Source organism: Variovorax terrae (genome assembly GCF_022809125.1).
GTDB lineage: Bacteria > Pseudomonadota > Gammaproteobacteria > Burkholderiales > Burkholderiaceae_C > Variovorax_A > Variovorax_A terrae.
Genome location: NZ_JALGBI010000004.1, coordinates 92,646 through 101,002, shown reverse-complemented (window position 1 = coordinate 101,002; position 8,357 = coordinate 92,646). Strand labels below are relative to the sequence as shown.

At 59.4% G+C, this 8,357-nt stretch carries 10 protein-coding genes and 1 pseudogene; 6 read left to right on the top strand and 5 right to left on the bottom strand.

Annotated features, from left to right (window positions below; all coding sequences use genetic code 11):
* The coding region (locus tag MMF98_RS23570; RefSeq protein WP_279343762.1) for a JAB domain-containing protein at positions 1-127 on the top strand (127 nt) is incomplete at its 5' end.
* Positions 128-155: 28 nt separating this feature from the next.
* On the opposite strand, the gene MMF98_RS23565 is transcribed toward MMF98_RS23570, so the two are convergent.
* Entirely contained in the window at positions 156-503 is a 348-nt protein-coding gene (locus MMF98_RS23565; RefSeq protein WP_243309794.1) for a helix-turn-helix domain-containing protein, read from the bottom strand.
* A gap of 427 nt (positions 504-930) precedes the next feature.
* Here MMF98_RS23565 and MMF98_RS23560 point away from each other — a divergent pair, with 427 nt between their 5' ends.
* The 5 genes from MMF98_RS23560 (at position 931) to MMF98_RS23540 (ending at position 4,123) form a co-directional block, all read left to right on the top strand.
* Positions 931-1,254: a hypothetical protein gene (locus MMF98_RS23560; RefSeq protein WP_243309793.1), complete on the top strand. Its 324-nt coding sequence runs from the start codon at positions 931-933 to the stop codon at positions 1,252-1,254.
* A 28-nt stretch (positions 1,255-1,282) separates the two neighbouring features.
* Entirely contained in the window at positions 1,283-1,660 is a 378-nt protein-coding gene (locus MMF98_RS23555) for a DUF2628 domain-containing protein (RefSeq protein ID WP_243309792.1), read from the top strand.
* A gap of 160 nt (positions 1,661-1,820) precedes the next feature.
* On the top strand, positions 1,821-2,540 hold the full coding sequence (locus tag MMF98_RS23550) for a hypothetical protein (RefSeq protein ID WP_243309791.1): 720 nt from the start codon (positions 1,821-1,823) through the stop codon (positions 2,538-2,540).
* A gap of 252 nt (positions 2,541-2,792) precedes the next feature.
* Positions 2,793-3,380, top strand: coding sequence for a DUF4339 domain-containing protein (locus tag MMF98_RS23545; protein ID WP_243309790.1), 588 nt, complete (start codon positions 2,793-2,795; stop codon positions 3,378-3,380).
* An 8-nt stretch (positions 3,381-3,388) separates the two neighbouring features.
* Positions 3,389-4,123, top strand: coding sequence for a hypothetical protein (locus MMF98_RS23540; RefSeq protein WP_243309789.1), 735 nt, complete (start codon positions 3,389-3,391; stop codon positions 4,121-4,123).
* A gap of 729 nt (positions 4,124-4,852) precedes the next feature.
* Here the strand turns inward: MMF98_RS23540 and MMF98_RS23535 are convergent.
* The 4 genes and pseudogenes from MMF98_RS23535 to MMF98_RS23520 all read right to left on the bottom strand — a co-directional run bounded on the left by MMF98_RS23535 (position 4,853) and on the right by MMF98_RS23520 (position 8,234).
* Entirely contained in the window at positions 4,853-5,248 is a 396-nt protein-coding gene (locus MMF98_RS23535) for a YybH family protein (protein ID WP_243309788.1), read from the bottom strand.
* Positions 5,249-5,291: 43 nt separating this feature from the next.
* A complete protein-coding gene (locus MMF98_RS23530) occupies positions 5,292-5,708 on the bottom strand; it encodes a RidA family protein (protein ID WP_243309787.1) in 417 nt (138 codons plus the stop codon).
* A 120-nt stretch (positions 5,709-5,828) separates the two neighbouring features.
* A complete protein-coding gene (locus MMF98_RS23525) occupies positions 5,829-6,869 on the bottom strand; it encodes a 4-hydroxyphenylpyruvate dioxygenase family protein (protein WP_243309786.1) in 1,041 nt (346 codons plus the stop codon).
* Positions 6,870-7,038: 169 nt separating this feature from the next.
* Positions 7,039-8,234, bottom strand: a pseudogene (locus MMF98_RS23520) (amino acid aminotransferase).
* Between the last annotated feature and the right edge of the window lie 123 nt (positions 8,235-8,357).

Below are 8,357 nucleotides of genomic sequence, written 5' to 3'. Positions count from 1 at the left end.
CAGTGCGGACTATGCGCTCACGCGCGATCTGAAGTCAGCGCTGGCGCTGGTGGAGGTGCGGGTGCTCGATCACGTGATCACCAGTGATCTGGGGGCGCTTTCTATGGCGGAGCGGGGGGTGGTGTGAAAAGAGTCGAGGGGGAAGCAGCATCAACCTATTTCCCCTCGGTCAACTCTTCCAGCAGGAGCAGGACCTGTTTGCGCTGCTTGATGCCCAACTTATGAAAAAGCCGGATCAGATCGGCCTCGTCATCGCCAACAGCCCAGAAATACGCCAACGGAATGTCCAGGACTTTCGCCAGGTTCGTCGCAGTTAGCACGTCCGGCGTGTGCTTGCCACGCTCGTACTGATTGATGCGGGCGCTGGCGGAGAACTCGTCCACCCCGGCCTCAACCCCCAAATTCTCTTGCGAAATCCCACTGCGAAGCCGTGCGGCCTTGAGCCTGCGTGCAAACAAAGGCAGCGCCGGATCAATCGGGGAATCGGGTTTTGCACGGGGCATCCTCAGATAGTCTGAGGATTGATACACTCATACACTAAGGAATCCTTAGTATTGTAATGAAATCAATCACCACTCAGCGTTCAAATTCCGGCCGACTCGTCCCCAGGGAAGCCTCTTGCTTCGAAAGGGATCGTCGCCTTGTTCGGCCTGGCTTTTCTCGGGCGTCTATGTCGTCCCGCAAAAACAGCAGCAAATCAGTACTTCGATCTGTCCTGCCCAAGTTGGACTCAGTACAAGCCACCGGTCATCCCCTAGCCAGGGCGGCGGCGGCATACAGATCCAGTCATCTGGCCTCATCGTCACGGCCCCTCAACCGGTCTCCAGACGAGCCATATCAGAGCAGAGCGTCATCTCGATCGGCTTTGACTCGCCTTAACACCGAACTAGTCACCACCTCTTACTCATTCACCACCGAAGGAAAAAGAAAATGGCTTTCTGCCGTGGCTGCGCCAAGGAACTGCACGACTCCGCCCAGAGCTGTCCGCAGTGCGGCGCTGTTCAATATCCGGGAATGAGTTCCTCGCCGCATTGGTCGGCGATCGTGACGCTGATCCTCAGCGTCCTGCTCTTCCTGTCCGTTCTTTCCGTCGACCTATGGGACACCGACTCCAGAGTCGGCATCGTCCTGTTCTCGATGTTCCCGATCTCGTTCGGCATTTACTCCCTCACCGAGGAAAAGCTCAGGAACGAGAAGTGGATGAGCATCGTCGGCATCGTGCTGTCGGCGCTTTCCGTTCTCTGCGCATTTTGACCCCCCATCACTTTTCAAAGGAAACCTCATGAACAACACTGAGTCTGCCCAAGACAGGCCCACTCTCTCCGAGACCTGGAAAAAGCGCTTTGCCTTGATCGACAAGGCCGGAGGCCCCGATTGGGGACATGTCAGCACGCTTCCATTCCAGGAAAGAGTCACGGTCTGCTTCAACCTGTGGGCCTGCCTGTTCGGTCCGTTCTACTACCTGGCAAAGGGCCTGTGGAAGAAGGCGATTGCCTACGCCGGCCTTTGTTTCGTGCTCGGCCTGGCCAATGACTATGTTGAGGCCGAGTTTGGCGCCGGCAACTTCATCTTCGGCAATGGCGCGGTCCTGCTGTTTCCCATCTTCGCCAACATGGATTACTTCAAGAAGGTCCGCCTGGGCGACAACGGCTGGTGGTAGGGCTCCTGGCGGCATGCCCTGTGCCGGTGCCTGGCGCCGATCTCAGGGCCGGGTCTGTCGCCATGGCCACCTTTTATTCATCACCGCACCGCCTGGGCCGGGTTCACGGAGCCCGGGGGGTGCTTTCTCAATCACACATTCACGAGTTCGGAGGGTAAGCATGAAAGGATTTCTTCGTTCGGTCCTGGCCGCTGCGGTGGCCGTGGGGCTGGCAGGGTGTGGGGCGTCCGGCAAGCCATCGGAGTCCGATGCCAAGCAGCAGATCAAGCGGGGGTTTGAGAACTGCGATGTGATTTCTGTTGGCAGCTTCGAGAAGACCAATGGGGTGGCCCAGCGCGACGGCAGCTACACGCTGTATGTCAAGTTCACGCTGAAGGGGTCCCCCATCCGCAAGAACCAGAACCTCATCAAGGAGCTGGCGCAGCGCCACGAGGAGCTCAAGGCGTTCAAGGCGGACTACAACGCCCAGATCATGAAGATGAAGAACGAGTATGACGCGCTCAACAAGCAACGGGACGACAAGCAACGGGCAAGCACCGAGGAGGTCGATGTGGCGTACGAGTCGCGGCGCACCGTCGAGCTCGCCAGGGCCATGGAGGAGCTGTTCTACAAGAACCAGTCGACCATTTACGAGTACGAGCGGTACGCGAACTTCTTCGCCGCGGAGTCCAGGGGGAGTTTCCGGGACGAGTATGAGGCGAACGTGTGGGAGGTGTGCAAGCTGCCTCAGGTGCGCTCCATGTTCTTCATGAATCTCGCGAACAAGATGTTCGGGCAGACCGAGATGTTCACAAAGAAGGCCGAAGCCGAGTTCACGGCGACGCTCAACATGATCAGGACGGACAACGGCTGGGTGTTGCCGGAGTTCATCAAGCGATAGCCGGGGCGCCAGTTGGGGCCGGCCGTTGTCTGTGGGCCGCGCGTGCGGCAGGCTTTCTTGTACCTCAAGAGGCTCCGTGCGGCGTCGACTCCGGCAAGAAGCTTTGGCCGAGCCTATGGGATCAGGCCTGCGCTGGGTTCACGCGTTGCGCGGTGTCCACCCTCCCGTTCAAAGCCGCCTGGAAAGCCGGTTGATCGGAACTACCCCCCGGCGATTTCATTCATCGAGTTTCAACATTTCAAGAAAGAGCATATGGAAGAGCACATGCAAGAGCATATCGAAGACAACCAGGCCAGCCCGGAGGACACCTGGTTCTATGAAGAAAACGGCCAGAGAAAGGGGCCGGTCTCCGAGGCCGGGATCGTTCAGCTGATCAAGACCTCGGTCCTGTCCAAGGGCTCGTCGGTCTGGAAGCAGGGATCTCCCGACTGGTCCAGGGTCGAGGACACGGCGTTGCGGGTTCATTTCGATGACAGCACTCCGCCGCCGCTGTCGGGCGAGCATATTGACAACACGGTGGTCTGGGTGCTGGCGTTCGCGCCGCTGATCGGGGCGGTGCTGGAGTACGTGGTTGCGGGGATTGTGCACCGGGGCAATCAGTATGCCGCCCAGAGTGCCATGGACAGCAACAAGTACTGGTTCGTGACGGTGGGCTTGAATATCGCGCTGGCCTATTTCGATGAGAAGCGCCTGGTGGCGGCGGGGCACAACACGGACAAGTTCAAGGGCTGGACCTGGCTGGTGCCGGTGTATCTGTACCAGCGCTCGAAAGCCACCAAGCAGAATCTGGCGTATTTCATTGTCTGGATCGCCTGTTTCGTTCTCATGCTCCTGGGTTGACGGCAGTCATGATGAAGATCTTGATCATCCTGCTGGCCCTGACAGTGGGCGTGGTTCCCGAGTTCTGGCCCAAGTTGCAGGAGTGGCGTCTTCAGCGGCTTTTCCTGTCCGATGAGATCACCCAGGCCGCCCGGTGCGTGGTGGCGCTGGAGCATGTGTTCCCCGGCTCGGGCGCCGATGAGGGTTGGGGCCAGGAGGCGCGGCTGCTGCACCGGTCGGCCCTGGACCGGGCTTTCGAGCAGTATGGCGATGAGTTGCAGGGGGCCAGCGGCGATCTGAGCATTGCCCGCTATCTGCGGTTTTCTTCCAACAGGATCTGGTTGTACCAGATGCTGGCCATGAATCAGGCCCGGCAGGAGCTGGGGCTGGGTACGGGACGCCTCAACGGTGCGTTGGCCAAGTCCTGGCTGTTGTCGCCGACCTGCCAGGTGGCGCGGCGCAACGCTCTGAGCAAGGGCCGAGGGCCTGCGGCTGGCCTGGACGTGCGGCCGGAGTCAAAGGCGTCGGCGGGGGACGGACAGGCGGTGGGGGACGTTGTGGTGCCTGCGCCGCAGGGCTGTGACTATGAGTATGGCCAGAAGCTTCAGGCGGTGGGGCTGGTGCCGCGAAAGGTTTCTGTCCATGGGCCGGACGACGGGGATTTTGCGGGCTGGGGGTGCGCTTATCGCATTCAGCCGGCACCGGGAACGGCGGTGAAGCCGAACTCGGTGGTTACGTTCAGGAGTGCTTGGGAGACGGGTTAAGCCGATGTTGGCTCAGGCCAGTACAGGGCCCACATCAGCGCTTCGGGACGGTCACTAGGTAGTTGTACGCATCAGTACTCCTGCATGCGGGGCTTAGATTGTCCTTTGGGGTTCATCTCCCCCCGCGCTATCCTCCCTGGCGCGGCTGCTTTACGCAGTTGGCCTGGCTCCTTCGGGGGGCCGGGCCTTTCTTTTTTTCTGTGCAGCGCGCTGCTCTATGGCTAAGTCGAGGACTCTGGCGTTGTGGCTGATGGGTGAGAGATCGGGGAGCCGCGAAGGATGAACTGCGCGCTCAGTGGAGGGACTGCTCGGGGGCGCGACATCGGGCTGAGGGATTCTGGAGTCGTGCATTGCTTTCGGCACAATGAAGTCCCTAGGATGTCCGAAAGGTTTCAACGCTTGTTTGACTTAAACAAGCGTGCGAACGGAGGACGGCGTTGTGATCGGCGTCGTAAGTGATACTCAGCAACTCGGTCGGTGTTCTGAGCGGATCATGCGCGAGCCTCGGACTCTGCGTTAGGCCTGACGCCCAAGATCGCTGATATCTCGACGCACGCATTCCTGGGGAACTGGATCCCGCCGACTGCGGTCCTGGCGTGTATCCCTCTATCTCCGAAGAGTCGGATGAAAACCTGGGAGGCAGTGTCCGCAACTGCACTTGGCTCAGCAAACCCTTCCTCGCTGTTGACATAAACACACAGGTTCACGACGCGCTCGACACGAGACGAATTATGCGGAGGGGCCGTTGTCGTTGTCGATATCGACAACCGCCTTCCACTGTCCGTCAATCAACCGCCAGACCACCACATACTTGCCCACGAAGGTCACTGGCTGGCCATCCTTCTTCATGCTGATCTCGTAGTGACCGATGTCGAAAGCCATGTCGCCCGACTGGGACACTTGGATGGTAGGGGTGTAGTTCGCGACGAAACTATCGCGCTGCAGATATGCAGCCCAGTTCTGGCGTACAGCAGCCTTTCCGACGATGGGCTTGCGACCTGGTGGCATGTAGGTCGCGTCATCGGCGTACATGTCCATAACTGTGTCTAGGTCCTTGTTCCGAATGGCCTCCATCCAGGCCTTGTAGCGTGCTTTGATGACATCGGCAGCGTTCTGCTGGGTCATATATCCTCCTCCGGAGAGTGTTCAGAGTTGCACCGTACTGGGATCACTTGGCAGCGGCGACAGCCTTGATCTCGATAAGCAGGTTCGGCCGGGCCAGCGAGGCCATGCCCAGGATGGTCCACGCCGGAAAGTCGCGCGTGATGTAGCGCTCCTTGATTTCTCGGAACTGCGTCAACTGCTCATCGATGCGCACGTGGTAGGACACCAACTCGACCAGATCCTCGAAGCCCAGGCCTTCGTGTGCCAGGATCGCGCCCAAGCGCTTGAAGGCCAGATCGATCTGTTCCTCGGCGCTTTCCGGCACGGTGCCGTCGGGGCGGATGCCGACCTGGCCGGCAATGAAGACCAGGCCCCCGGCCTTCACGGCGGGCGAGTACTGGAACAGGTCGAAGACCTTGTTGCTGCCAAAGGTCGGATCGTTCTCGGGCAGGCGCAGACGTTGGATGTTGTTATTGGACATGTTGACTCTGATATGTGACAAGTAAAGATGGTCTGACTCTCGACTGGGAAAGCCGTTGACCTGGAGATGCCGGGAAGACCCCGCATCACGAAGCCCCTCCCGTCAAGTCATGCACGTCGATCAGCCGTGAGCTGCATCCATTGTGCCGCGCTTGACCTGGTCGGCTTCCTGGCTCTCGAACAATGCTTTGAAGTTACCGTCTCCAAAGCCGTCTTCACCACGGCGTTCGATGATCTCGAAGAACACCGGGCCGACCTGACGCCCCGTAAAACGCTGCAGCAGGATGCGGTCACCGCCCTTGCCATCGACCAGGATGCCGCGCTTTTTCATGGCAGCGATGTCCAGGCCATGCTCAGGCACACGGGAGCCGATGCCGTTGTAGTAGGCATCAGCCGGTGCATCCATGAATTCGATACCCCCCTGCTGCAGGAAGCTGATGGTCTGCTCGATGTTCGAGGACAGCAGCGCAATGTGCTGGATGCCCTCGCCCTTATAGTCGCGGATGAACTCGTCGTTCTGGTTCAGGACGCCGGGCGCGTCATGCGCAGCGGCGGCGATCGGAATCGACACCTTCCCACAGGGGCTGACCATAGAACGTGCCCGCATGCCGGTTTTCTTGCCCTTGACGTCCAGGTACTGCTTCTGCGTGAACGCGAACGTGTCCTTGTAGAAATCCGCCCACAGGTCGAGGTTCTCGGGGCGCACGATATTGGAGGTGTGGTCGATCGCGATGATTGCGGCGTCATGATTCGATAGCGTGGCGGCATAAGGCTTGGAGAACTCGGCGTAGACGTCGCCGTCCACGAAGTACACCAGGCTATCGCCGATACCAACAATGGCTGGACTCTGGACGACATAGGTGCCGAACTCTTCCGGGCTGGCCTCGCGGGCGCCACCACCGAGCGCCTGTGCCACCGCGTTCTTCGCACTATCAACATTGATGCCGATCGCGCGCACCGAGGCGCCATGCACATCGCGGAAAGGATTCGGCGCCGGATTAACGATCACCGTTGCTTCGCCCTGCCGCATCAGGACGGCGTTGGTTCGCTCGGATTGCCCAATCGGCTTGAAGCCGAGCCGCTCGAAAAGGGGAACAAGATCCTCAGGCTTTGCCGACACGAACTCGACGAACGAAAAGCCTGCGGTAATGACTTGTGTCATGGCAGCTCCTTAAAAGATACTTGATATAGCTCAATTCTGTTTATCAAAGGCCGGCACACTACCTTTATTTCCAAGGTGTGACCGAGCTCTAAATTTTTTCTTCTCGGCTTTGAAGCCGAAAAACTTGTTCATGGAGGAAGGACGTTTCCCCATGCCGAGCATCGTTGGCTCACCCCAGCGCAGCGGCCACACCACGCGCCACGCGATCGACATTGCCACTGTTGAGGCCGGACATGCAGATCCGGCCGCTGCGCACCAGGTAGATGCCAAACTCAGCTCGCAGGAAATCAACCTGCTCGCCCGTCAAACCTGTGTAGCTGAACATGCCGCGTTGATCGAGCAGGTAGTCGAAGTTGCGCTCCGGTAGAGCGCTCTTCAGCGCAGCGACTATCCGAGCTCGCATGTCGATGATGCGCTTGCGCATCACTTCCACCTCATCGACCCAGGACGCCTTGAGATCCGTATTCCCTAGAACGAGCGACACCAGCGCGGCACCGCTCGTCGGCGGATTGGAGTAGTTGCGCCGCACCGTGGCCTTGAGTTGGCCGAGTACACGGCTGGCGGCCTCAGGACTCTCGCACACGACAGACAGGCCACCCACGCGTTCGCCGTAGAGCGAGAAGATTTTGGAAAAGGAGTTGCTGACCAGGAAGGTCTGCCCGGCATTTGCCAACGCGCGAACGACGTAGGCATCCTGTTCCATGCCTGCCCCGAAGCCCTGGTAGGCAATGTCCAGGAAGGCGATCAGACCACGTTCGCGAACCACGACGACCACCTCGTCCCACTGGGCATCGGTGAGATCGGCTCCTGTGGGGTTGTGGCAGCACGGGTGCAGGAGCACGACGGCATCCTTGGGCAATTGCCGCAACGTCCCGAGCATGCCTGCGAAATCGACCCCCCGCGTTGCCGGATCGAAGTATGGATAGGTATGCGACTTGAAGCCGGCGCCCTCGAAGATCGCCGCGTGGTTGTCCCATGTGGGATTGCTGACCCAGACATCCGAGCTCGGAAAGTACCGGCGCAGGAAGTCGGCGCCGACCTTCAAGGCGCCTGAACCACCCAGTGTCTGGATGGTGGCGATCCGGCCTTCTTGCCTCGCGTCACCATCCGCTCCGAAAAGTAGTTCCTGGACAGCCGCACGATAGGACGGCATACCCTCCATCGGCAGATAGAGCTTGGCCGCGGAAGGTTGCTGGCTCAAACGCCGCTGGGCCTCTTGCAGCGCCGCCGTAAGGGCACCCTACCCTCGTCGTCATAGTACAGGCCGATGCTCAGGTTCACCTTGTCGGTGCGCGGGTCAGCCTGGAAGGCCTCCATCAGCGAAAGAATGGGATCGCCTGGATAGGTTTCGACGTGTTGGAACATGTATTGCTCGTAAACAGAAGGATGGATTCAGGAAGGCTCGGCCTGTCTGCTTCACACGACATTGCCTCACGGTCTCTCTTTGTTTTCATTTTTTATCTTCAATTATTCGATAAGAATTTTCAC